This is a genomic window from Pseudomonas sp. RA_5y_Pfl1_P24 (assembly GCF_963970945.1).
In the GTDB taxonomy this organism is placed as follows: domain Bacteria; phylum Pseudomonadota; class Gammaproteobacteria; order Pseudomonadales; family Pseudomonadaceae; genus Aquipseudomonas; species Aquipseudomonas tritici.
Genome location: NZ_CAXAOJ010000006.1, coordinates 167,078 through 188,474, shown reverse-complemented (window position 1 = coordinate 188,474; position 21,397 = coordinate 167,078). Strand labels below are relative to the sequence as shown.

Sequence of the window (21,397 nt, the reverse complement as noted above, 5' to 3'; positions counted from 1 at the left end):
GAACCGCCATGAGTCGTGATGCCCTGCAGGAATCGCTGTCCGCAGTGATGGATAACGAAGCGGATGAACTGGAACTTCGTCGAGTGCTCAATGCATTTGATGATGCCGAAACCCGTGATACCTGGTCTCGTTACCAAGTCGCTCGGGCGGTGATGCACAAGGATCTTCTAATCCCTCGTCTGGATATTGCTGCGGCGGTTTCTGCTGCGCTTGCTGATGAAGCCGTTCCGGCAAAATCTGCTCGTGGTCCATGGCGTAGCCTGGGTCGCCTCGCAGTGGCTGCCTCGGTGACTGTCGCAGTGTTGGCCGGTGTTCGCCTGTATAATCAGGACGAAATCGCCGGTGCCGAGCTGGCCCAGCAGACTCAGCAACCGGTCATGGCCGGTCCGCAAGTCAAAGGCCCAGCGGTACTGGCCGGCTACAAGGAAAGCTCTGACTCCACCGGTCCTATGGCCAACGGTGTGTTGCAAGGGCAATCCGGCTGGCAAGATCAGCGTCTTCCAGGCTACCTGCGCCAACATGCACAGGAATCTGCCTTGAAAGGCACTGAGAGCGCTCTGCCATACGCTCGCGCAGCAAGCCTGGAAAACCGCTAATCCGTAAGGAGCTCTATGCGAGCCATACCGCTCCTTACGCTTTTGCTCAGTGGTTGTTTTGCACTCCCCGGCCATGCCGATGAAGCCCAAGACTGGTTGACTCGACTTGGGCGTGCAGAACAGCAGCAAAGCTTTCAAGGTACGTTTGTCTACGAACGTAACGGCAGTTTTTCTACTCATGACATCTGGCATCGCGTCCAGAATGGTCAGGTCCGTGAGCGGCTCTTGCAGCTTGATGGTTCTGCCCAGGAAGTCGTGCGGTTGGATGGTCGAACGCAATGCGTCAGCGGCACTCTTGTCGCAGGCCTTGGCAATTCGCGCGATGCACCATCACGTGCACTTGATCCACAAAAACTCAATCAATTCTACGAAATGGCCGTTATTGGCAAATCCCGCGTGGCCGGTCGCAATGCGGTGATCGTGTCAATCACTCCCCGTGACCAATACCGCTATGGTTTTGAGCTGCACTTGGACCGTGAAACCGCGCTGCCGCTCAAATCACTGTTACTCAATGATCAGGGGCAGTTGCTCGAGCGTTTCCAGTTCACGCGGTTGAATACGTCGCTCGTCCCTGAAGACCGCGATCTGCAGCCCAGCAGCGAATGCACATCCATCACGGTCGCCAATGATAAAACCCCAGAGGTGCAGTCTACCGAGACCTGGCATCTGGAATGGTTGCCGGCCGGGTTTCAGCTGACCAACAGCGGCGCTCGAAAAGACACCCAGACCAAAGCGACCGTCGACAGCCTGATGTATGAAGACGGGCTGGCGCGTTTCTCGGTGTTCCTCGAGCCAATCAGCGATGTGAGCGTCACTGAAACCCGCACTCAACTGGGGCCCACCGTTGCAGTATCGCGCCGCCTGAATACGGTGGACGGCGAAATGATGGTGACAGTAGTGGGCGAGATTCCAATCGGCACCGCAGAACGTATCGCATTGTCGGTACGCGGTGAAAAAAAGCCAGTCGCCCAGCCGTGAGTCGTTAATTCTATGTTCATCCTGACGTTTCACTGTAGTTGCATGCCAGGTTGGCTGCCGAGAGACATGAAATGTCTGGATCAGCATTTTCACTTGCAAAAATCCCTCATGTTTTTTATAGGTCAGTGCTTGTCGGCTCTGGCCTTGTCTTGTTCGCGGAACAAAGATGTCGGTCGCAGTTTTCGGCGTTTCTTGAACCCTGTCGCTCAACCCTGCTCGTTGTAACGGGAGCTGTATGTCGATACCACGTTTGAAATCGTACCTATCCATAGTCGCCACGGTATTGGTGCTGGGTCAGGCCTTACCTGCGCAAGCGGTCGAGTTGCCTGACTTCACCCAATTGGTTGAGCAGGCATCGCCTGCCGTGGTGAACATCAGTACCACGCAAAAACTGCCGGATCGCAAAGTCTCCAACCAGCAGATGCCGGACCTGGAAGGCCTGCCGCCGATGCTGCGCGAGTTCTTCGAGCGCGGCATGCCGCAACAGCGCGCCCCCCGTGGCGGCGGTGGCGGCCAGCGTGAGGCTCAGTCCCTGGGCTCGGGCTTTATCATCTCGCCGGATGGCTACATCCTCACTAACAACCACGTGATTGCCGATGCCGACGAGATTCTCGTGCGCCTGGCTGATCGTAGTGAGCTGAAAGCCAAGTTGGTAGGCACCGATCCAAGATCCGATGTGGCCTTGCTGAAGATTGAAGGCAAAGACCTGCCAGTGTTGAAACTGGGTAAATCCCAGGACCTGAAAGCCGGGCAGTGGGTAGTCGCCATCGGTTCGCCGTTTGGCTTTGACCATACCGTGACTCAAGGCATTGTCAGCGCCATTGGCCGCAGCCTGCCGAACGAAAACTACGTGCCATTCATCCAGACCGACGTGCCGATCAACCCGGGCAACTCCGGTGGCCCGCTGTTCAACCTGGCCGGCGAAGTGGTGGGGATCAACTCGCAGATCTACACCCGTTCCGGTGGCTTCATGGGGGTGTCGTTCGCCATTCCGATCGATGTAGCCATGGACGTTTCCAACCAACTGAAAAGCGGTGGCAAGGTCAGCCGTGGCTGGTTGGGCGTGGTGATTCAGGAAGTGAACAAAGACCTGGCTGAATCCTTCGGCCTCGACAAGCCGGCCGGTGCACTGGTCGCGCAGATCCAGGACGATGGCCCGGCTGCCAAGGGTGGCCTGCAAGTCGGCGACGTGATCCTTAGCATGAACGGCCAGCCAATTGTCATGTCGGCCGACCTGCCGCACCTGGTAGGCGCGCTCAAGGCAGGCAGCAAGGCCAAGCTTGAAGTGATCCGCGAGGGCAAGCGCCAGAACGTTGAGCTGACTGTTGGCGCAATCCCTGAAGAAGGGGCAGCACTGGATGCCTTGGGTAACGCTAAGCCGGGTGCCGAACGCAGCAGCAATCGCCTGGGCATTGCTGTCGCCGAACTGACCGCTGAACAAAAGAAGACATACGACCTCAAGAGCGGCGTCGTGATCAAGGAAGTCCAGGATGGCCCTGCGTCCCTGATTGGCCTGCAGCCAGGTGACGTGATCACCCACCTGAATAATCAGGCAATCGACAATACCAAGCAGTTCACTGACATCGCCAAGGCGCTGCCGAAGAACCGCTCGGTATCGATGCGAGTGCTGCGTCAGGGGCGTGCCAGCTTCATAACCTTCAAGTTGGCCGAGTAACCCGGTAAAAAGAAAAAGCCCCGCCTTCGTTTAACGAGGGCGGGGCTTTTTTTGGCCGCTGGATTTAGCTCATCATTCCTTTGACCAGGCGCTCCTGTTCGATCAGTTCACGCTGACGCGCGTCGATACGCGACGACAGCGGGAAATTGCTTCCAGCGCGACGCTTTGCAAAATCCAACTGCTGGATGGCCTGCTGGAAGTCACCTACCAATGCGAAGTATTCGGCGCGGGCCTGATGCAGGCCAATGATATTGCCGGACAAGCCTCGGGTTTCCGCAACCTGATACCAAACGTCGGGATCGTCGGGGCGGGATTTGAGCAAACCGTCCAAGGCCTTCTCTGCATCGGCAGTGCGGTTCTGTTTGAGCAGCACGTCTACTCGGATCTGATTCAGCGGATAGTTGCCCGGATATTGGGCTAGCATCCGATCGGTACGTTGCTGGGCATCGGGCAGATGATTGTTGTCGATCTCCAACTGAATCAGTGCCAGGTTGTAGGTAATGTCGTTCGGTGCCTTGGCCAGCAACGCTGTCAGGTTTTCCCGCGCTTGCTTGAATTGGGAGCCTTTGATCTGGGCGATAGCCAAACCATAACGCGCTACATCGTTTTTCGGGTTCTCGTCCAACTGCGCCTGGAAGCGCTTGGCGGCGAGACCCGGGGTGTCTTCGTACTGCAATTGCACCCGTGCGCGGATCAGTTGATAGCGCAAGCTGTCTTCTTTGCCGCCAGGCTTGGACTGCTCGGCGCGGTTGCGTGTGTCGGCGATTCGCGATTCGGTGACCGGGTGTGTCAGCAGGAATTCCGGTGGCTTGGCATCGAAGCGGTACTGGCGCATCAGACGCTCGAACATGGTTGGCATGGAGCGCGGGTCGTAACCGGCTTTTTCCAGGTTGAGGATGCCTATACGGTCCGCCTCTTGTTCGTTTTGCCGCGAGAACCGACGCTGCTCTTGGATTGCAGCAGCCTGGGTGCCGGCAATCGCAGCAATACCCGCGTCACCTGCACCAGCGGCTGCGGCAATGATGCCGCCAAGCAACGCTGCCATCATCGGAAGCTGCATGCGTTGTTGCGCTTCCACGCCACGGGCGAAGTGGCGTTGGGACAAGTGCGCCAGCTCATGCGCCAGCACCGAAGCGTATTCCCCTTCGGTCTGAGCGTTGAGGAACAGGCCGCCGTTGACCCCCACAATACCGCCGGGTGCGGCAAAGGCGTTCAGTTGCGGGCTGTTGATCAGGATGAACTCCAGCCTACGGTCGTTGACTTGGCTGGTCTCCACCAGTTTGTAAACGCTGGTTTCGACGTAATCCTTGAGCTGCGGATCGTTGAGTTGCGAGACCTGGCCCCGCAGATAGGCCAGCCAGGCGCGGCCCAACTGGTATTCCTGTTGTGGCGAGACAATGGCAGAACTGGCGTCGCCAAGTGACGGCAGGTCGTCAGCGAAGCCTGGGGAGGCCAGCAGGCAAGCCAGCGTCAGCAGGGTAGGGCGCAAAAAAGTCATGCACAGAGCCTTTCGACAAAGAGCTTACTGTAGCCGGACACTGAGCTTCGGACCAGATATTCTAAGCAGCCCAACGCGTGCCCGGAGTAAAACCATGACCGACGCTGTAGCTTTTGATGCCGAACTTGATGCCAGCGGCCTCAATTGCCCGTTGCCCTTGCTCAAGGCCAAGCTGGAACTCAATCGTCTGGCCAGTGGCGCCGTACTTAAGGTAATCGCCACGGACGCAGGCTCTCAGCGTGATTTTCGTACGTTTGCCAAGCTGGCCGGCCACACCCTGTTGCACGAAGAAGACGCCGCCGGTGTGTACCGTTACTGGTTGCGCAAGGCCTGAACTGTTTGCCCCCACCACCTGAGGTTGATTGATGTTCAAAGTGTTACGAGACTGGATCCAGCGCTACTTCTCCGATGAGGAGGCCGTGGTGCTGGCGGTTCTGTTGTTTCTGGCGTTTACGGCTGTGCTCACCTTGGGTGGCATGTTGGCACCGGTGTTGGCGGGGATGGTGCTGGCCTACCTGATGCAAGGCCTGGTCACGGCGCTGGAACGGTTGCGCCTGCCGGGCGGGGTGTCGGTGGGGCTGGTGTTCGCCTTGTTCATGGGCGTGTTGGTGCTGTTTATCGTAGTAGTGCTGCCGTTGCTATGGCATCAACTGATCACTCTGTTCAATGAGTTGCCGGGCATGCTCGCCAAGTGGCAATCACTGTTGCTGCTGTTGCCGGAACGCTACCCGCACCTGGTGTCGGATGAGCAGGTGTTGCAGGCTATAGAAGTGGCCCGCGGCGAGATCGGAAAGTTCGGCCAATGGGCGCTGACCTTTTCCCTGTCCAGCTTGCCGCTGCTGGTGAATATCATGATTTACCTGGTGCTGGTGCCGATTCTGGTGTTCTTCTTCCTCAAGGACCGCGCCATGATCGGCCGTTGGGTAAGTGGCTACCTGCCGCGCGAGCGAGCGCTGATTACCCGTGTTGCCGAGGAAATGAACCGGCAGATCGCCAACTACATACGCGGTAAGGTGATCGAGATCATTATCTGCGGGGGCGTGACCTACATTGCCTTTATTGCCCTGGACCTGAACTACGCGGCCTTGCTGGCATTGCTGGTCGGGATTTCAGTGGTGGTGCCTTACGTAGGCGCGGTGGTGGTGACGGTGCCGGTTACATTGATTGCCTTGTTCCAGTGGGGCTGGAGCGACCAATTCATCTACTTGATGGCGGTGTACGGGATTATCCAAACCCTGGACGGCAACGTGCTGGTGCCGCTGCTGTTCTCGGAGGCCGTCAACCTGCATCCGGTAGCGATCATCTGCGCAGTGTTGTTGTTTGGTGGGTTGTGGGGCTTCTGGGGCGTGTTCTTTGCGATCCCCCTGGCGACGCTGTTCAAGGCGGTGCTGGATGCATGGCCGCGTCAAGAGCCGGTCGTTGCGCCGTTGTTGTAACGGTATGACACAACTTGTATGAGCGGGCTCGCTCCGCGCGGGGGTGCGAAGCAGCCCTAAAACCTGCAGCCGCGTTTTATCTGAAAAAAACGCGGCGGCTATGTTGGGGGCACTTCGCACCCCAGCGCGGGACAAGCCCGCTTACTGCAGACTCAAGGCTTGTTCAGCGCCTGCGCCGCGGCCAAAACCGCATCCACATGCCCCGGCACCTTCACGCCACGCCATTCCTGACGCAGCACGCCATTCTTGTCGATGAGGAACGTGCTGCGATCCACGCCGAGGTATTCCTTGCCATACAGCTTCTTCAGCTTGATCACGTCAAACAGTTGGCAAACCGCTTCGTCCTTGTCGCTGATCAGCTCGAAGGGGAACTCCTGCTTGCCTTTGAAGTTTTCGTGAGACTTCACGCTGTCGCGCGACACGCCAAACACTTCAGTGTTGGCCGCCTTGAACGCTGCGTACTGGTCACGAAAACCCTGGCCTTCAGTGGTGCAGCCCGGCGTACTGTCCTTCGGGTAGAAGTAGAGCACCACTTGCTTGCCCTTGAGGGCTGCGAGGCTGAAGGTCTGGCCGCTGGTGGCCTGGGCTTCGAAATCGGCTATGGGTTGGTCGATGACTACGGCCATGAAAACTTCCTTACATTGGGTTCTGTGGGCGCCACGGTTCGATCAGTGCGTCGAGGTTCAGGGCATCGGCGAAATCCAGGAACTGATCGCGCAGCCAACTGATCTGCACGCCCGCCGGCAGGGTCACGGTAAACGTGGCGTTCAACATGGTGCCGCCGGTTTGCGGGGCCTGGTAGGTGTCGCAGGTCAGGTTCTCCAGCTCGACATTGTGGTCGATGAAGAACTGGCACAGCTCGTTGACGATGTCCGAGCGATAGGCCGAACTGACATACGCCACATAAGGCAGAGCCTGCGGACGATTTTCCAGGGCGGCGCTGCGTACCACATTGACGGTGAAGTCATGCTTCTTTGCCAGGCCCGGCAGGCCGGTTTCGAGGCGAGCCAGTGCATCCCAAGTGCCGGAGATCTGCAGGACCAGCGCACTGCACTCGCCATGACGGGTCAGGCGGGAGGTTACGACGGCGCAGCGGTTTTCATGGCTGGCGCGGCACAGGACGTTAGTCAGCTCCATGGGGTTGGCGCCGAGGGCACTGATAACAAGGAATTGTTCGCGAACTGTGGGGGTGGACATGCAGCCTTCCTAAAACGATGAGCGGTCGATACTGTAAGGGCGGTATCGATCAAAGGATGAAGGGTAGCGAAAAGCGTCGCCAAGGGATAGGAGGTGGCGTTTTCATTGCGAGATCGGTCCTATTTCATCGTGCTTCAGGGTGTGCTTTGGCCCGATGATGGCATTGTCCGTCGTTTAGTTACGTCAGAACGCATCCTCAGGCGGTACTTTGCTTGTGCAAGCATCTTGGCGCCAGTACCATTACGGCTCTCTTTTTCCGGCAGGAGCGGTTGCATGATTGCGGGCAGTATGGTGGCACTGGTCACACCCATGGATGCACAAGGTCGTCTCGACTGGGACAGCCTGGGCAAACTGGTGGACTTCCACCTGCAAGAAGGCACCAACGCCATCGTGGCGGTCGGCACCACCGGTGAATCGGCCACTCTCGATGTGGAAGAACACATCCAAGTGATCGAGTTCGTGGTCAAGCGTGTTGCGGGCCGTATTGCCGTGATCGCCGGCACGGGCGCCAACTCGACACGCGAAGCAATCGAGCTGACCAAGAACGCCAAGAAGGCCGGCGCCGATGCGTGCCTGCTGGTGACCCCGTACTACAACAAGCCGACCCAGGAAGGCTTGTACCAGCACTTCCGCGCCATTGCCGAAGCGGTCGATATCCCGCAGATCCTCTATAACGTACCGGGTCGTACCGCGTGCGATATGAAGGCCGAGACCGTGATCCGCCTGTCCACCGTGCCGAACATCATCGGCATCAAGGAAGCCACGGGCGACCTGCAGCGCGCCAAGGACATCCTGGCCGGCGTGAGCGGCGATTTCCTGGTGTATTCCGGTGACGACGCCACGGCGGTCGAGCTGATCCTGCTCGGCGGCAAAGGCAACATCTCTGTGACCGCCAACGTGGCCCCGCGTGCCATGAGCGAGATGTGCGCTGCCGCCATCGCCGGCGACGCCCCGACCGCCCGCGCGATCCACGAGAAGCTGATGCCGCTCAACAAGACACTGTTTATCGAATCCAACCCTATTCCCGTGAAATGGGCGCTGACTGAAATGGGCATGATGCCGGACGGTATCCGTCTGCCGCTCACTCGTCTTAGTGAAGCCTGTCACGAACCGCTGCGACAGGCCCTGCGCCAGTCCGGCGTCCTGGTTTAATTGAGGAAGCATTACGCATGAAGCGATTGGCCGGACTTTCCGCACTTGCCTTGATTATCTCCAGCACCAGTGGCTGCGGTTGGATCTGGGGCCCGGATGGCTACTTCCGTGACCGCGGTAGCGATTACCTGGAAGCCCAACCCACCAAGCCGATGGAGTTGCCGCCTGGCGTCAATGTCGCCAAGCGCCTTGACCCCTTGCTGCCGATCCCGCGCAACGTTGCCGACGACACCACCAAGGGTGAGTACGTAGTGCCGCGTCCACAGCCGATCTCGGCCGTGGCGGATGCCAGTGACTACAGCCTGCAGAAAAGCGGTGACTCCCGCTGGATCGTGGCTCAGCGCCCGCCCGCCGAAGTCTGGCCGGTGGCGGTGCAGTTCTTCCAGGACAACGGTTTTCGCATTGATCAGCAACGCCCGCAGACCGGTGAATTCACCACTGCATGGCAGCAGGGCAGCGAGCTCTCCGCGACCATGGCCAAGCGCCTGCAGGCCGGTGGTGTAGCCGCCGACAGCGAAGCCCGAGTGCGTGTGCGCATCGAGCCAGGTGTACAACGCAATACCAGTGAAGTCTACGTGGTCAGCGCCGAGCGTCCTGCCGGCAGCACCGCCAACGTTGATTTCACCAATCGTTCGGTTAACCCCGGTGTCGACTCGGCACTGGTCGACGAGATGTTGGCCAGCATGAGCCGTATCTCCGAGAAGGGCGGTTCCGTTTCGCTGCTCGCCGCACGTGATTACGACACCCCGAGCCGCGTCAGCCTCACTGAAGACGGTAGCGGCAACGTTGTGCTGAGCCTGGGTGAAGACCTCAATCGTGCCTGGGCCAGTGTTGGCCGCGCGTTGGAACAGGGCCCTTGGCGTGTTGAAGATATCAACCGCAGCCTGGGCCTGTACTACATCAACGTGGCTGAAAAGGCCGAGCGCAAAGATGATGAACCAGGTTTCTTCAGCAAATTGTTCGGCAGCAAGCCGACCAAGGAAGAAGTCGAAACCCGCGCCGAGCGTTATCAGGTTCGTTTGAGCAAAGTGGGCGAAAGCGTGCAAGTCACCGTCGAGAAAAACATCAATACCGTTGCGCCCGCTGAAACAGCGCGCAAAGTATTGGGCGTGATTCAGGACAACCTGGGCTGATCCGATGCGTTTTGCCGTTCTCGGCAGCGGTAGCCAAGGGAACGGCACGCTGGTCGCCCATGACGACACGTATGTGCTGGTGGATTGTGGTTTCTCGTTAAAAGAAACCGAGCGGCGTCTGCTGCGCCTGGGGGTTCACCCCGCGCAGCTGAGTGCGATTCTGGTGACCCACGAACATGCCGACCACGTGCATGGCGTGGGTTTGCTGTCTCGGCGCTACAATCTTCCGGTGTACCTCAGTCGCGGCACCTTGCGCGGGATGCGCAAACCCATTGAGCCCGCGGGTTTCCTGGCCGGTGGCGAGCAACTGCAAATCGGTGCCCTGAGCATCGATGTGATTGGCGTGGCGCACGACGCTCAGGAACCGACGCAGTATGTTTTCAGTGACGGAGAGCGACGCTTCGGCGTGCTCACTGACCTGGGTTCCTACTGCGCCAAGGTGCTGGACGGTTACCGGAACCTCGATGCGTTGATGATCGAGTCCAACCACTGCCGAGACCTGCTGGCTCGCGGTCATTACCCCTACTTTCTCAAGCAGCGGGTGGGCGGCGAACTGGGACATTTGAACAACCACCAGGCCGCGTACCTGGTGTATGAGTTGGGCTGGCAAGACCTGCAACACTTGGTCCTGGCCCACTTGAGCAGCAAGAACAACCTGCCGACGCTTGCCCGGCAATGTTTTGTCGACACCCTTGGGTGCGACCCGGACTGGCTGCAACTGGCCGATCAAGATTCAGGGCTCGACTGGCGCCACATCGCCTAGCCCACCTCACTCAAAGCGGAGCCCATCATGGAAAAACGTGAAGAACTCTACCGCGGCAAAGCCAAGTCGGTGTACAAGACCGACGACGCCAACCGCCTGATCCTGCTGTTTCGCAACGACACCTCGGCGTTCGACGGCAAGCGCATCGAACAACTTGATCGCAAAGGCATGGTGAACAACAAATTCAACGCCTTCATTATGCAGAAACTCGAAGAGGCCGGCATTCCGACCCAATTCGACAAACTGCTGGGCGACAACGAGTGCCTGGTCAAGAAGCTCGACATGATCCCGGTGGAATGCGTCGTGCGTAACTACGCCGCCGGCAGCCTGGTCAAGCGCCTGGGCGTGGAAGAGGGCCTCAAGCTCAATCCATACACCTTCGAACTGTTCCTGAAGGACGACGCCAAGGGCGACCCGTTCATCAATGAATCCCACGTCGTGGCGTTCGGCTGGGGCACCGCTGAGCAGCTGGCGCGCATGAAGGAATTGTCCCTCAAGGTCAACGATGTGCTGAGCAAGCTGTTCGACGACGCCGGTCTGCTGCTGGTCGACTTCAAGCTCGAATTCGGTGTGTTCCACGATGGCTCCATCGTCCTGGGCGACGAATTCAGCCCGGACGGCTGCCGCCTGTGGGACAAGGACACCAAGAAGAAGATGGACAAAGACCGCTTCCGCCAAGGCCTCGGTGATGTGATCGAAGCCTACGAAGAAGTTGCCAATCGTCTCGGCGTACCGCTTTAATCGACGCAAGCATCTGATAGCACGGAAAAAAATCGCTTCGGCGCTTTGCTTTCCTGATTCACGCTGTTATGATGCGCGCCGTTGGAGAGATGCCAGAGTGGCCGAATGGGACGGATTCGAAATCCGTTGTACCTTCACCGGTACCTAGGGTTCGAATCCCTATCTCTCCGCCATTATTGAATAACGAAAACCCCCGATAACTTAATTGTTGTTGGGGGTTTTTTGTTTGGGGCAGAAATTTCAAGATGAATCCTGCTACGGTCATTTATCAGATGGCATCATGGGTCGTAACACCGTCATGCAGTACCCAGTCATAACAACAGGGCGACGGCTCCGGAACAAGGACAGTCAGGCGGGTATTTTCGAGAGCTATACCCTCAGTTAAAAAACCGCGCTGCGCTGCACGAGCGGGGCTGCTGTCAGATATTCAGAAGGGCGGAAAAGTGCATGGCCGATAATGTGCTAATCAACAACGCCTCGAGCATTGAGCGCGGTGTCGCTCGCGCCCGCGAGGAGTACGCAAAGGGCCCTGCCAGTTTCGCTACTGACTTCATCCGTCAGGACGCAGCGATTCTTAATATTCAACGTGCGTGCGAAGCCGCGCTGGATATGGGGCAGCATCCTGTTGACCAACCTGAAGAGCATGGTCGGTTTTCGCAATATCGCCGTGCACGAGTATCAACCCCTCCAATTGCCGATTACCGTTGCGATCATCACTCAGCATTTGGGTGATTTTTTGGCGTTCAGTTCATTTATCCTGATTAAGGATGCGAGTCAGTCAAGCGCTACCCCAGACACTCGACTCAGATGAAGAGAAAGCCTGCAGAACTCAATGTTCAGCAGGCGTTTTAGTAGTTGCTCCTCCCTTCTGAATGTTCCCGTGATCTACTCCCCAGGGCCCTTAAGCGCCTTCGGCCTGCCATTGCGTGGGCACTGTTTTTTCAACGTTAAACCGTCAGGTTCGCTGTCGTTTTTTACACATCAGCCAAGCCTTCGAACGAACCGAGCGCCTTCGCACGGCGTCGTCCCCTCCGTTAATTCGCGCTTCCTCTCATCAGCGCATCAGCCCAACTTTTCCGCACTCACAAAAAATAGGTTGAATAGTCACAGAAAATGTTATTTAAATAACAAAAATAATAACGCTGTGGTGCCTGCCACAGCGTGCACAAGGTAAAGATATCCATGAATAAGATCGCGGTCATCGGCAGCAACATGGTGGATTTGGTTACCTATATCGACCGAATGCCCCGTCAGGGCGAGACACTTGAGGCTCCGAGCTTTGCCATGGGCTGCGGCGGCAAGGGGGCGAACCAGGCAGTGGCGGCGGCCAAGCTTGGCAGCGAAGTGTTGATGCTGACCAAATTGGGTGATGACATGTTTGCCGATAACACCCTGGCCAATTTTCAACGCCATGCCATCGACTCGCGCTACGTCACGCGGGTGCCGGGGGTGTCCAGCGGCGTGGCGCCAATCTTTGTGCAGAGCGATTCCCACAACAGCATCCTCATCGTCAAAGGCGCCAACGCGCATTTGAAGCCGGCTGATATCGACGCCGCGGACGCGGCTTTACGCGAATGCAGCCTCATCGTCCTGCAGTTGGAAATCGACTTGGCAACCGTCTACTACGCCATCGAGTTTGCCAAACGGCACGGCATTCCTGTGTTGCTCAACCCGGCCCCTGCGGTCGCGGGTTTGAGCCGCGAGCATCTGGCGCAGCTGGATTTTTTCATTCCCAATGAAAGCGAACTGTCACTGATCACCGGCAAGTCGGTCGAGGGGCCTGAGAGTGCGTTACTCGCCGCGCGGGTGTTGGTCGCCCAGGGTATCCGCCACGTTATCGTCACCCTCGGTGAGCATGGTGCGCTGTATGTGGGCGAGGAGGGTGAGTTCCATGTGCCTGGGCGCGAGGTCGAGGCCCGGGACACCACCGGCGCTGGTGATGCCTTTATCGGTTGCTTCGCCCACTACTGGACCCAGCAGGGCGATATGCGTGCGGCCATGACCCGGGCGGTGGCGTATTCCGCCTGTTCGGTCACCGGCCTCGGCACCCAGAGTTCCTACCCCGACGTTGCCCGGTTCGCCGAGTTTTTTGACCCGTCCTGAGTCGTCTATCACCGATGTCGGCCATCCCTGTATGGCTGACGCGCCGTATACCCCACGGAGAATAACAATGACAAAAGTCCCGCTCCAACAAACTGCCGATGGTTTTTATCTCAATCGCACGCCCTGGTTCGCGTTTTTGCTGCTGTGCAGTATTTTCGCCCTGTGGGCGGCGGCGGCCAGCATGAATGACGTGCTGATCGCGCATTTCAAGAAAGCCTTTTTGCTCAGCGATTTCCAGACCGCGTTTGTGCAGTCGGCGTTTTACCTGGGCTACTTTTTCGTCGCGATTCCGGCGGCCTTGGTGGTCCGTCGCTTCGGTTATAAAAGCACGATTCTGGTGGGTTTGATGCTCTACATGGCGGGCTGCGCGCTGTTCTTTCCTGCGGCATCCAGCGCCACCTACGGCATGTTCCTGATGGCGCTGTTTGTGATCGCGTGCGGGCTTTCGTTTCTCGAAACCGCCTGCAACACCTACTCGACCTTGATGGGCCCGCGGGAGACCGGCACCCGCCGCCTGAACATCTCGCAGACCTTCCACCCGTTCGGCGCCATGGCCGGGGTGTATGTCGGCAGCTTCGTGATGTTCAAGGACACCGATGCGACCCACGAACAACTGACCCAGATGAGCGCCTCTGAGGCGGCTATCCAACAGTTGGAAATGATCCAGTCGACCCTGCTGCCGTACAAGTGGATGATCGCGGTGCTGGTGCTGATGTTTATCCTCATCGCCATCACCCGCTTCCCCGCGTGCCGGGGCAACGTCAAGGCTGATGTGAAAAAGCCCAGCCTCGGCCAGAGCCTGGCGCGCCTGTCGCGTAATCCGCGCTTTACCTTCGGCGTGCTGGCGCAGTTTCTGTATGTGGGTGCCCAGGTGGGTGTTTGGAGCTTCACCATTCGCCTGGCGATGCAGATGGGCGGGATGAACGAGCGCAGCGCGTCATGGTTCCTGCTGACGACCTTTGCCGCTTATTTCGTCGGCAAGATGATCGCCAATCTGTTGATGCGCAAGCTGCACCCTGCCAAGGTCCTCGCCATCTACGGCGTGCTGACAATTGCCTTGCTCGCCTACACCATCCTGGTACCGAATATCAGCGCGGTGTATGCAGCGGTCGCGGTGAGCATTTTTCTCGGGCCGTGCTGGCCGACCATTTATGGCCTGACGATTGAAGGGCTGGGCGAAGACACCAGTGTCGGCGGTTCTCTGCTGGTGATGAGCATCGTCGGCGGCGGGGTGATTCCGGTCTTCCAAGGCCTGTTGTCAGATGCCACTCACGGCAATATGCAGCTGGCGTACAGCGTGCCCCTGCTGTGTTTTGTGGTGATTGTGGCCTACGCCTATTCCTGCATGCGTCACAGTCGCGCCGCGCAGCCTCGGGCTGGCGCTGTGGTGGCCTCATGAAAACCTTTACGCTGGCCTTGTCTCCCGAGCAGTTCAGCGGCGTCGAAAAGACCCTGCTGCAATCGGCCGATTTTCGCGTGCTGGCCTGGACCTACCCCAGTGGGGTCAAGGCGCTGGCGTTGGAAAATGCCCGCGGCCGCGTGGTGGCCTTGCCTTACCAGGGGCAGATGATCTGGTCCGCGACCTTCGACGGTTGCGAGCTGACCATGCGCAATATGTTTCGCCAGCCCAAGCCCAGTTCGACGGTGATCGGCACCTACGGCTGTTTTATGTTCCACGCCGGGCTGCTGCGCAATGGTTGCCCGGCCCCGGCCGATGACCACCCGCTGCACGGCGAAATGCCCTGCGCGCCGATGGACGCCGCCTGGCTGGAAGTGGGGGAAGACGCGGCTGGCCTGTACCTGCGCCTAGGTGGGGACTACGAGTATGTGCAGGGGTTTGGCGACCACTATCGGGCCACACCCACGCTGACCCTGCGTGTCGGCTCGGGGGTATTTGATATCGGCATGGCGGTCACCAATCTTGCGGGCAAGGCCATGGAACTGATGTATATGGCCCACATGAACTACGCCTACATTCCCGGCGCCAGCCTGGTCGAGCCCTTGGCCGGCGCCCGTGTCCGGGTTCGCAGCAGCGTGCCGGCCCACGTCAAGCCAACTCCCGAGTGGTCGGCCTATATGGCTGAGTTGAGCCAGGACCCCTTGCGCTTGAGCACCCTGGACAGCCCCGCGCTGCATGATCCGGAAATTGTCTGTTTCTTCGAAGAGGTGCCCGGCGATGCTGCAGGTCATGCGCATTTTCTACTGGACCATCCCGAAGGTTCGGCGTTTTACACCCGCTATCGGCCCGATCAGTTCTCCCATGCCACCCGCTGGATCCTGCATAACGCCGACCAAGGTGTCGCCGCATTCGTCTTGCCCTCTACCTGCGAACCCGAGGGCTACCTGGCGGAAAAAAACAAAGGCAATGTGCGCTCATTGGCCGGCGGGCAACGTGCGCTGTTCAGCGTGAGCACCGGCTATTTGTCGGCTGAGGAGCGTTGTCGCCTACGGGATGAATTGGGCGGCTGATGAGGCGTGGCGAGGGAGGTTCACACCACCCATTGCGCGCCGTATTGCGTGATCAGCTCACGGTATGGTTTGGGCAACTTCTTATCGGAGACCACCACGTTGAATTGTTCCAGGGTGGCGAAATGCGCGGTGCGCACGACGTCGAACTTGCTGTGGTCGGCCAGCAGCATGCGGTGCTGGGCCTGGCGCAAGACCTTCTGTTTCACCGCCACTTCATTGAAGTTGAAGCAGGTCACGCCGAAGGTTTCGCTGACGCCTGCGGCCGAGATGAATGCCCAGGTCAAGCGCACGTTGTCGAGGATGCTGCTCTCGTTGGCATGGTCGAACACTTGGTTCTTGCGATGGAAGGTGCCGCCACAGAGGACGATCGTGCAGTTGGGTTTTTGCTGCAGCTTGAGCAACACGTTGAGCGAGTTGCAAACCGCGGTGAACTCAAGTTCATCGGGGATGAAATCAATCACAAAGGGCACCGTGGTACCGCAGTCGAAGAATACCGTGTCGCCGCGCTTGATAACCGCGGCCGCGAGCTTGCCGATGCGGCGTTTCTCTTCCACATGCCGAGTGCCTTGCTCCGTGACTTTGTAGTCGGGCGCGCCTTCCGGGTCGAATGCGAGCGTGATATGCCCGCCGAGTAAATGGAACTTGTCCGGGTAGCGGTTGAGATCCCGGCGCAGGGTCATTTCCGAGACTTCCAGCAACGCGGCCATCTCCCGCAGATGGATCGCCTTTTGGTCCTGCAGGGCTTGTTGGATCAGTTTGATGCGTTCTGATTGTTTGCTTTCCACAGGTATTCCGATCGGCCAGTTATGTTGTAATTACATCATTTATTGGTATTATATTAACATTTGCTGGGCGCGTCTTCTAACACATTCGCCCATCGTGCCCCTTCACCAGGAACGGATGTCATGACCTCAATCACACCCGCAGCACTTGCACCGTTTATCGATCACACCTTACTGGCGCCCGACGCGACGCGGGAGCAAATTGCAGCGTTATGCAAAGAAGCGCAGGAATATGGGTTCTATTCCGTGTGCGTGAACTCGGGCCAGGTGCCTTTTGCCGCTCAATTGCTTGCAGGGCAGAAGGTTAAAGTCTGCGCAGTGATCGGGTTCCCATTGGGTGCGGGGCTGAGCGAGAGTAAAGCCTTCGAAGCCCAACAGGCAATTGCCGTGGGCGCGGGAGAGATCGATATGGTGCTCAATATCGGCGCACTGCGCGAAGGGCGCCTGGATACAGTGCGCGACGATATCGCCGCCGTGCATCAAGCTTGTGGTGCGGTGCCGCTGAAAGTGATTCTCGAAACCTGCCTGTTGGACGAGGAGCAAAAGATCCGGGCCTGCGAAATCTGCCGTGAATTGGGCGTGGCTTTCGTCAAGACGTCGACGGGCTTCAGCCGCGGTGGCGCCACCGCTGAAGACATCGCCCTGATGCGCCGCGTCGTCGGCCCGCAGATGGGGGTCAAGGCGTCGGGTGGGGTGCGCGACTATGCGACTGCAGTCGGCATGATCGAAGCCGGCGCCACCCGCCTGGGCACAAGCTCGGGGGTGAGCATTGTCAGTGGCAAGCTCGAGGATGCGGCGGGTTACTGAATTCGTTTTGTACCCGGCCATTGAAAAAGCCTGCTGAACTCAATGCTCAGCAGGCTTTTTAATGGGGACTGGTCTGTCAGGCAGGTTGGGCCGCCAGGCTGTTACTCACATCACGCCCCAGCACCAACACTGTGACAAACCCACATCCCACCAACGCCGTAGCCAGGCTTAACAACACTGAACTGCCCATCTGATCGACGATCCGCCCGCCAAAGAACGAGCCCAAGGCAATGATCACCTGGAACAAGGCGACGAACAGCGGCATGCCGCGTTCCACATCCTTGGGCGCGACCACAAACATCCAGATACTGGCGCAGGCCGGGAAGGCGCCAAAGGCGAAACCCCAGAGCGCAATGAGCATCGCTGCGCCGGTCAAACCGGTGGCGAAGTGGGGGAACAGCGCGGTGCTGGTGCCGATCATCAGCGCGACCAGCAGCAGGGTGTAGCGCACGCTGCGGTTGGCGGCGAAGCCGGCGAAAATGTTACCCGCGACTCCTGCCACACCAAACATCAGCAGCAGCGAGCCAATCGTCGGGCCATCGAAGCCGGAGCTGTTTTTGAAGAAAGGTGCGACATAGGTATACGCGGCAAAGTGCGCCAGGCCGATCAGCAATACGGCGATCAGTCCGACCCGAGCCCGTGGGTTGATAAACAACGCCGGCAGGTCACTGACTTGAATGGCCTTTTCCGGGTTGAGCCGGGGTAGCAGGAAGACCTGCGCCAGGACCACCGGTATGCCCAACAGCGCGGTGACCAGGAAGGTCATGCGCCAGCCCATCAGGCCGCTGAGCCAGGTCCCTACGGGCACGCCCAGTACGGTGGCCAGTGTTACCCCCATCATGATGATCGATGTGGCTTTCGCTACGCCCACACCCTTGGGGGCCAGGCGGCCGCTGAGGGCAATGGCCGTCGCCCAGAAACCGCCGATGCTGATACCCAGCAAGACGCGGCCGAACAGCAGCAGGCTGAAGTCACTGGCGAAGGCCACGACTGAGTTGGCGATAATCATGACCAACGTCAGGCCGATCAGCAGATAGCGACGGTCCATGGTGCCAATGATCACCGACAGCAGGGGGGCGGCGAGGGCGGCCATGATGCCAGGCAGGGTGACCATCAGGCCTGCGTGGCCGGCAGTGATGCCGAGGTCGCTGGCGACGTCGTTGAGCACGCCCACGGGCAGAAACTCACTGGTGACCAAGGCGAACGCGCCCACGGCAACCGAGAGAATTGCCAACCACTGCTGTTTGACACTTTGTTGATTATGTTCGGGAAGGTCGCGAGGGGCCTGGCTGGCACTTGGCATGGTTGGGTTCCAGGATGAGCGTCGCCTGAAGCCAGGCGAGGGGGAGGTAATTTGGACGCGATTATAGGAATCAGTGTTGAAAATCGGGCAGGCGCTCGTTTCGATAGTAATCATCAGTGCAATCGATACGACGCTCTAGCACGCACTACACGTTCAATGCACCTTTCGTACAGGCTTTCAAAATGCTGCCTACGAGCAGCGCATTGCGGTACTCCCGGCAACTTATTACTTTGTGGTAGCGCTCGAGATCGGGCGCCTCCAACCGCAAAGGAACTGCATCGTGAACAAAAATACGAAAGAAACCACCGGCAAGATCGCGACGTTGGCGGCGGAAGTGCTCAACAGCCAAAGCGCCTCAACCATTGCCAAAAGCCTCGCCGCTTCAGCTTTAGCCCAAAAAGGCACCGACAAGCAGACGAGTGCAGAGATGGAGAAGAAAGCTGGAAAGGTGCTGGGCAGCGATAAATACAGCGAAGATACCAAAGCGCTTGCCGCCTCGGTTCTGTCTCAAGCGAACAAGGAGCGCGCAAGCTAAGTCACTCCCGCTAGATAGGAAGGGCCCGGTAGTCGAATCGGCTACCGGGCCTCAGTCATCGCCCAAGCCGTTCTGACAGGCTCTCGATAAACACCGTTTCCGCCCGACTCATCTTCTGTTCCCGATTCCACAGCAAATGAATATCCACGTCCGCGATCCCCTCATCCGGCGGCAGCCGCCACAGCAGCCCGTTCTTCACATCCTCTGCCACCACATGAATCGGCAAACAGCCCAAGCCAAACCCGGCAATCACCAACCGACGCACTTCTTCCAGGCTTGAAGAGGACGCCACGATCCGTCCGCTAAACCCTTGTTGATCACGGAAAATCGTCAACGGCGACAGCATTCCGCCAAGCAGGGTTTACGTTGATCCTTTTCGAAAAGTGACTGAAATATTCATTAGTACTTTCCTGAGCATCTCTAAAGTCCTGCCATCGCGAGCCGAAACTCTCTCATACGACATCGTATTTCTAAATAAGAGAGCTTCCCGAAAATGTCCCTTCGCAGCCTGTCCATCGCCCGCCGTGCGGGTCTGGGTTTTGTCTTGATTGCCTTGCTCGTGGCCCTGCTGGGTTTTTTTGCGCTGTCGAACATGGCGAGCATCCGTGCCAGTGCGGTGCAGGTTGAGAGCGGGCTGGTGCCCAAGATACGGTTGGTGGCGGACATTCGCGAAATCATGCTGCGCATTCGTACGATCTCTTTGCGCATGGCGTTGGATCCGAATCCCGCAAGCCTTCCGCAATACCGCAGCCAGATGGACACCCGCAGCCAGGACCTGGTCAAAAGGCTGGCTGACCTCGAGGCGGTGATCGACACCCCTGAGGTACGCTCGCTCTATGACCAGTTCCAGGTTTCGCTGCGCTTGTACCAGCAAGGCCTGGCCCAATCTTTCGTCCTTGCCGACAAGCAGCAGGGCGCCGAACTCAACAAGCTGCTGCTGGTGGACATGAAAACGGTGATTGATGGCTCCGGTGCGCAGCTCAATGCCCTGGCCGACTACTACAACGCGCAGATCAACCAGCAGGGACAGATGGCCGAGGCGCAGTACAGTCGTTCGCGCACCATGGTGTTCGGCTTCGTGCTCCTGGCGGCGTTGAGCACAGTGGCGCTGGCGTGGTTGCTGACGCGCAGTATTGTCGGCCCGCTGAGCCATGCGGTGCGGGCTGCAGAAAACGTGGCCCATGGCGACCTGACCCAAACGGTGGCTGTTACCGGTGACGACGAAGTGACCCGCCTGCTTGTAGCACTCAAGACCATGCAAGCCAACCTGCGCGGGACCTTACAACTGATCCGTCAGTCGGCGGGGCAGATGGCATCGTCCGCCACCGACCTGAATGGCATCACTGATCAAAGCAGCCGCAGCCTGCAAAAGCAGACCGCTGAAATAGAGCAAGCCGCCACCGCCGTCAACGAGATGACCTCGGCGGCGGATGAAGTAGCGCGCAATGCGGTTTCCACCTCAGAGTCCACCCGCCTCTCCAATGAAACGGCGCGCGAAGGCCAGCACCGTGTCGGCGAAACCGTCAGCGCCATTCAGGCCCTGAGCACAAATATTGGTGAAACCTCGACGCTGGTGCAGACCCTCGCTGAACAATCGCGTGATATCGGCAAAGTGCTCGACGTGATTCGCTCCATTGCTGAACAGACCAACCTATTGGCCCTCAATGCCGCCATCGAGGCTGCGCGGGCCGGTGAGTCCGGACGTGGCTTTGCGGTCGTGGCTGACGAAGTGCGCGCACTGGCACACCGTACGCAGCAGTCGACGCTGGAGATCGATCAGATGGTGACCGCGATGCGCACGGGGTCTGACCACGCGTTGACATCAATGCAGTCCAGTACCCAGCGCGCTGCCGCTACCTTGACCATGGCTGAAGGTGCGGGAGGCGCGTTGAGTCAGATCACCGACTCCATCGACCAGATTCACCAACGTAACCTAGTCATTGCCAGCGCCGCAGAAGAGCAGGCTCAGGTTGCCAAGGAAGTCGACCGCAACATCGTCAACATTCGCGACTTGTCTGCGCAGTCCTCATCCGGCGCCGGGCAGATCAATGGGGCGAGTCGCGAGCTGGCGCAGTTGGCAGTTTCGTTGAGCGAGGCGGTGGCGCGTTTTCAGCTATAGCGCGATTTATGGTGAAGGCGTGTGAGTATCGGGCACCCATTCCAACACCCGGTTCCTCCCGCCTTCGGCCAGCAGATAACTCCCTCGACCGGTCGACACAATGATCACCC

20 protein-coding genes, 1 tRNA gene and 3 pseudogenes are annotated in these 21,397 nt (G+C 58.6%); 18 read left to right on the top strand and 6 right to left on the bottom strand.

What is annotated here, in order from left to right; all coding sequences use genetic code 11:
* Positions 1-8 precede the first annotated feature (8 nt).
* The 3 genes from AACY30_RS11930 to AACY30_RS11920 all read left to right on the top strand — a co-directional run bounded on the left by AACY30_RS11930 (position 9) and on the right by AACY30_RS11920 (position 3,249).
* Complete coding sequence (locus AACY30_RS11930; protein ID WP_339471230.1) at positions 9-596, top strand: sigma-E factor negative regulatory protein; 588 nt, start codon at positions 9-11, stop codon at positions 594-596.
* A 15-nt stretch (positions 597-611) separates the two neighbouring features.
* Positions 612-1,574 carry a MucB/RseB C-terminal domain-containing protein gene (locus AACY30_RS11925; RefSeq protein WP_339540366.1) on the top strand — a complete coding sequence of 321 codons (963 nt, stop codon included), beginning with the start codon at positions 612-614 and terminating at the stop codon, positions 1,572-1,574.
* 235 nt (positions 1,575-1,809) lie between these two features.
* Positions 1,810-3,249: a DegQ family serine endoprotease gene (locus AACY30_RS11920; RefSeq protein ID WP_339414945.1), complete on the top strand. Its 1,440-nt coding sequence runs from the start codon at positions 1,810-1,812 to the stop codon at positions 3,247-3,249.
* 64 nt (positions 3,250-3,313) lie between these two features.
* On the opposite strand, the gene AACY30_RS11915 is transcribed toward AACY30_RS11920, so the two are convergent.
* On the bottom strand, positions 3,314-4,747 hold the full coding sequence (locus AACY30_RS11915; RefSeq protein ID WP_339471228.1) for a M48 family metalloprotease: 1,434 nt from the start codon (positions 4,745-4,747) through the stop codon (positions 3,314-3,316).
* A 94-nt stretch (positions 4,748-4,841) separates the two neighbouring features.
* On the opposite strand from AACY30_RS11915, the gene AACY30_RS11910 reads away from it, so the two are divergent.
* Together AACY30_RS11910 and AACY30_RS11905 are read left to right on the top strand one after the other, a co-directional pair.
* Positions 4,842-5,081, top strand: coding sequence for a sulfurtransferase TusA family protein (locus tag AACY30_RS11910; RefSeq protein ID WP_010212198.1), 240 nt, complete (start codon positions 4,842-4,844; stop codon positions 5,079-5,081).
* Between the two features lie 31 nt (positions 5,082-5,112).
* Positions 5,113-6,183 (top strand): AI-2E family transporter, encoded by a 1,071-nt coding sequence (locus AACY30_RS11905; RefSeq protein ID WP_339471227.1) that lies wholly within the window; start codon positions 5,113-5,115, stop codon positions 6,181-6,183.
* 152 nt (positions 6,184-6,335) lie between these two features.
* Here AACY30_RS11905 and AACY30_RS11900 read toward each other — a convergent pair whose 3' ends face one another.
* Positions 6,336-6,809 carry a peroxiredoxin gene (locus AACY30_RS11900; protein WP_339471226.1) on the bottom strand — a complete coding sequence of 158 codons (474 nt, stop codon included), beginning with the start codon at positions 6,807-6,809 and terminating at the stop codon, positions 6,336-6,338.
* A 10-nt stretch (positions 6,810-6,819) separates the two neighbouring features.
* Positions 6,820-7,380, bottom strand: coding sequence for a glycine cleavage system protein R (locus tag AACY30_RS11895; RefSeq protein ID WP_003172487.1), 561 nt, complete (start codon positions 7,378-7,380; stop codon positions 6,820-6,822).
* A gap of 273 nt (positions 7,381-7,653) precedes the next feature.
* Here AACY30_RS11895 and dapA point away from each other — a divergent pair, with 273 nt between their 5' ends.
* From dapA to AACY30_RS11845, 9 genes and pseudogenes are all read left to right on the top strand, one after another.
* A complete protein-coding gene (dapA, locus tag AACY30_RS11890; RefSeq protein WP_339471225.1) occupies positions 7,654-8,532 on the top strand; it encodes a 4-hydroxy-tetrahydrodipicolinate synthase in 879 nt (292 codons plus the stop codon).
* A 17-nt stretch (positions 8,533-8,549) separates the two neighbouring features.
* Positions 8,550-9,665, top strand: coding sequence for an outer membrane protein assembly factor BamC (gene bamC / locus AACY30_RS11885; protein ID WP_339471224.1), 1,116 nt, complete (start codon positions 8,550-8,552; stop codon positions 9,663-9,665).
* Between the two features lie 4 nt (positions 9,666-9,669).
* The gene (locus AACY30_RS11880) at positions 9,670-10,428 is read left to right on the top strand and encodes an MBL fold metallo-hydrolase (RefSeq protein WP_339540365.1); all 759 of its coding nucleotides are present in this window, start codon (positions 9,670-9,672) and stop codon (positions 10,426-10,428) included.
* 27 nt (positions 10,429-10,455) lie between these two features.
* A complete protein-coding gene (gene purC / locus AACY30_RS11875) occupies positions 10,456-11,169 on the top strand; it encodes a phosphoribosylaminoimidazolesuccinocarboxamide synthase (protein WP_003172493.1) in 714 nt (237 codons plus the stop codon).
* 83 nt (positions 11,170-11,252) lie between these two features.
* Positions 11,253-11,342 (top strand) — tRNA-Ser (locus AACY30_RS11870).
* Between the two features lie 274 nt (positions 11,343-11,616).
* A pseudogene (locus tag AACY30_RS11860) lies at positions 11,617-11,980 on the top strand (DUF86 domain-containing protein).
* Positions 11,981-12,351: 371 nt separating this feature from the next.
* Entirely contained in the window at positions 12,352-13,272 is a 921-nt protein-coding gene (gene rbsK, locus AACY30_RS11855) for a ribokinase (protein WP_339414933.1), read from the top strand.
* Positions 13,273-13,339: 67 nt separating this feature from the next.
* A complete protein-coding gene (gene fucP / locus AACY30_RS11850; protein WP_339540364.1) occupies positions 13,340-14,671 on the top strand; it encodes an L-fucose:H+ symporter permease in 1,332 nt (443 codons plus the stop codon).
* On the top strand, positions 14,668-15,741 hold the full coding sequence (locus AACY30_RS11845) for an aldose 1-epimerase family protein (protein ID WP_339540363.1): 1,074 nt from the start codon (positions 14,668-14,670) through the stop codon (positions 15,739-15,741). The genes fucP and AACY30_RS11845 overlap by 4 nt, the downstream gene beginning before the upstream one ends.
* Before the next feature lie 20 nt (positions 15,742-15,761).
* Here the strand turns inward: AACY30_RS11845 and deoR are convergent, their stop codons facing one another.
* The gene (gene deoR / locus AACY30_RS11840; protein WP_445261425.1) at positions 15,762-16,526 is read right to left on the bottom strand and encodes a DNA-binding transcriptional repressor DeoR; all 765 of its coding nucleotides are present in this window, start codon (positions 16,524-16,526) and stop codon (positions 15,762-15,764) included.
* Positions 16,527-16,646: 120 nt separating this feature from the next.
* Between deoR and deoC the strand changes: the two genes are divergently transcribed.
* Positions 16,647-17,330, top strand: a complete 684-nt coding sequence (gene deoC / locus AACY30_RS11835) for a deoxyribose-phosphate aldolase (protein WP_339471221.1) — start codon at positions 16,647-16,649, stop codon at positions 17,328-17,330.
* A 76-nt stretch (positions 17,331-17,406) separates the two neighbouring features.
* Here the strand turns inward: deoC and AACY30_RS11830 are convergent, their stop codons facing one another.
* Positions 17,407-18,633 (bottom strand): MFS transporter, encoded by a 1,227-nt coding sequence (locus AACY30_RS11830; RefSeq protein ID WP_339540362.1) that lies wholly within the window; start codon positions 18,631-18,633, stop codon positions 17,407-17,409.
* Positions 18,634-18,913: 280 nt separating this feature from the next.
* Here AACY30_RS11830 and AACY30_RS11825 point away from each other — a divergent pair, with 280 nt between their 5' ends.
* The gene (locus tag AACY30_RS11825; RefSeq protein WP_339540361.1) at positions 18,914-19,168 is read left to right on the top strand and encodes a hypothetical protein; all 255 of its coding nucleotides are present in this window, start codon (positions 18,914-18,916) and stop codon (positions 19,166-19,168) included.
* A gap of 55 nt (positions 19,169-19,223) precedes the next feature.
* Here AACY30_RS11825 and AACY30_RS11820 read toward each other — a convergent pair.
* A pseudogene (locus tag AACY30_RS11820) lies at positions 19,224-19,523 on the bottom strand (LysR substrate-binding domain-containing protein); the annotation flags it as partial.
* Between the two features lie 138 nt (positions 19,524-19,661).
* Here AACY30_RS11820 and AACY30_RS27445 point away from each other — a divergent pair.
* Both AACY30_RS27445 and AACY30_RS27440 read left to right on the top strand, forming a co-directional pair.
* Positions 19,662-20,429: pseudogene (locus AACY30_RS27445) on the top strand (MCP four helix bundle domain-containing protein); the annotation flags it as partial.
* A complete protein-coding gene (locus AACY30_RS27440) occupies positions 20,424-21,287 on the top strand; it encodes a methyl-accepting chemotaxis protein (protein WP_445261428.1) in 864 nt (287 codons plus the stop codon). The pseudogene AACY30_RS27445 and the gene AACY30_RS27440, both read left to right, overlap by 6 nt.
* Positions 21,288-21,397: the final 110 nt, after the last annotated feature.

What these genes read in the sequence shown, in the direction of transcription:
- AACY30_RS11930 (WP_339471230.1), top strand. Translation starts at nt 9, where the DNA reads ATGAGTCGTGATGCCCTGCAGGAATCGCTGTCCGCAGTGATGGATAAC.
- AACY30_RS11925 (WP_339540366.1), top strand. Translation starts at nt 612, where the DNA reads ATGCGAGCCATACCGCTCCTTACGCTTTTGCTCAGTGGTTGTTTTGCA.
- AACY30_RS11920 (WP_339414945.1), top strand. Translation starts at nt 1,810, where the DNA reads ATGTCGATACCACGTTTGAAATCGTACCTATCCATAGTCGCCACGGTA.
- AACY30_RS11915 (WP_339471228.1), bottom strand. Translation starts at nt 4,747, where the DNA reads ATGACTTTTTTGCGCCCTACCCTGCTGACGCTGGCTTGCCTGCTGGCC.
- AACY30_RS11910 (WP_010212198.1), top strand. Translation starts at nt 4,842, where the DNA reads ATGACCGACGCTGTAGCTTTTGATGCCGAACTTGATGCCAGCGGCCTC.
- AACY30_RS11905 (WP_339471227.1), top strand. Translation starts at nt 5,113, where the DNA reads ATGTTCAAAGTGTTACGAGACTGGATCCAGCGCTACTTCTCCGATGAG.
- AACY30_RS11900 (WP_339471226.1), bottom strand. Translation starts at nt 6,809, where the DNA reads ATGGCCGTAGTCATCGACCAACCCATAGCCGATTTCGAAGCCCAGGCC.
- AACY30_RS11895 (WP_003172487.1), bottom strand. Translation starts at nt 7,380, where the DNA reads ATGTCCACCCCCACAGTTCGCGAACAATTCCTTGTTATCAGTGCCCTC.
- dapA (WP_339471225.1), top strand. Translation starts at nt 7,654, where the DNA reads ATGATTGCGGGCAGTATGGTGGCACTGGTCACACCCATGGATGCACAA.
- bamC (WP_339471224.1), top strand. Translation starts at nt 8,550, where the DNA reads ATGAAGCGATTGGCCGGACTTTCCGCACTTGCCTTGATTATCTCCAGC.
- AACY30_RS11880 (WP_339540365.1), top strand. Translation starts at nt 9,670, where the DNA reads ATGCGTTTTGCCGTTCTCGGCAGCGGTAGCCAAGGGAACGGCACGCTG.
- purC (WP_003172493.1), top strand. Translation starts at nt 10,456, where the DNA reads ATGGAAAAACGTGAAGAACTCTACCGCGGCAAAGCCAAGTCGGTGTAC.
- rbsK (WP_339414933.1), top strand. Translation starts at nt 12,352, where the DNA reads ATGAATAAGATCGCGGTCATCGGCAGCAACATGGTGGATTTGGTTACC.
- fucP (WP_339540364.1), top strand. Translation starts at nt 13,340, where the DNA reads ATGACAAAAGTCCCGCTCCAACAAACTGCCGATGGTTTTTATCTCAAT.
- AACY30_RS11845 (WP_339540363.1), top strand. Translation starts at nt 14,668, where the DNA reads ATGAAAACCTTTACGCTGGCCTTGTCTCCCGAGCAGTTCAGCGGCGTC.
- deoC (WP_339471221.1), top strand. Translation starts at nt 16,647, where the DNA reads ATGACCTCAATCACACCCGCAGCACTTGCACCGTTTATCGATCACACC.
- AACY30_RS11830 (WP_339540362.1), bottom strand. Translation starts at nt 18,633, where the DNA reads ATGCCAAGTGCCAGCCAGGCCCCTCGCGACCTTCCCGAACATAATCAA.
- AACY30_RS27440 (WP_445261428.1), top strand. Translation starts at nt 20,424, where the DNA reads ATGCAAGCCAACCTGCGCGGGACCTTACAACTGATCCGTCAGTCGGCG.